This window comes from Pyxidicoccus caerfyrddinensis, assembly GCF_010894405.1.
In the GTDB taxonomy this organism is placed as follows: Bacteria; Myxococcota; Myxococcia; order Myxococcales; family Myxococcaceae; genus Myxococcus; species Myxococcus caerfyrddinensis.
The window spans coordinates 1-1,047 of sequence record NZ_JAAIYA010000107.1 but is presented as its reverse complement, the minus strand read 5'-3'; the positions used below and the strand labels follow the sequence as shown (position 1 = coordinate 1,047).

Annotated in this window: 1 protein-coding gene; it reads right to left on the bottom strand. The window is 67.2% G+C overall.

The features are described 5' to 3' along the window. Positions 1–18: 18 nt before the first annotated feature. Complete coding sequence (locus G4D86_RS51700; RefSeq protein WP_164003092.1) at positions 19–936, bottom strand: transposase; 918 nt, start codon at positions 934–936, stop codon at positions 19–21. Positions 937–1,047: the final 111 nt, after the last annotated feature.

The following is a 1,047-nucleotide window of genomic DNA, read 5'->3' as shown; positions in this document are numbered from 1 at the left end:
TTGGCTCTGTCTCGACCCTCATGCGGACATGAGCAGGGCGCAATTGTGGAGGATGCCACGCAGCAGCACGTCGCGCTGGCGAGCGGCCCAGCTGCGGGCGGGGATGAGGTCGCCAAAGCGGCGTTTGTCGGCCGAGAAGGAGCTTTCCGAGGCATTGCGCTGGCAGTACAGGGCCTGGGGCAGATGGCGCAGGAGCGCAAGGCGGTAGGGGGTATGCAGCTGCGCGCCGTGGCGGGGCTGTTTGATGCGCATGACGGCGCGGGCCCCCAGCCACTGCTCGCACAGCTTCAGATTGTCCTCACTCTCGAAGCCGCTATCGGCCAGCACCAGGGTGGAGGGCCTGAGCGTGTGGGACTCGAGAGCCAGGGGCGCGAAGTCCTGCACGTCCGGGAAGGGCCCCCGGCGAGCCATCTGCGCCAGGATGAGATGGGTGCGGCAGTCGATGGCGACGGTCCACTTCGGGTAGTGCCAGCTTTTCTTCGGCTGCTTCTTGGCTCGGGCCACCCGCAGGCCCGCGCGCTTTCTCTTGCGCCGAGCGCGCCAGTAGCGAGTGGGCTTCTGGTGCGAAGGCGAATGGCTGGTCCGGCTGGAGGTAAAGCCCGTGGAGTCCGCCGACAGCTTCGCATGCAGGCCGTGCGGCAGCATGCGCGCTTTGTCGGCCAGGCGGACCGTCTGCTCCTTCAAGCGCGTCAATTGCTGCTCGCTCAGCGCCTGATGCGCGCGCCACAGTGCGTTGTGGTCTGGCACCTGGCTCAGGTGCAGGGCTTCTTGGAGGTCTCGCGAGTCCTCCAACTGTGCCTGGGCGCCGCGCAGCGAGGTGCGCCAGAAGGCGCGCAGCACCAAGCACGCAGCCAACTGGGGAAGCGTGCAGCCATCGTGGCGGCTGAATTTGCTGCTGTACTGGGGCAGCGTGGCCTGGGCAGCAGCCAGCGCCACCCGCGCGACTCGCACAGGCGAGTGACTGAGGGTTGCAGTAGCCATACCCGCATAACCCACGCCAGCCCGCCTGCTACTCCCTTCTCTCTGGTGGGGTCGAGACAGAGCCAA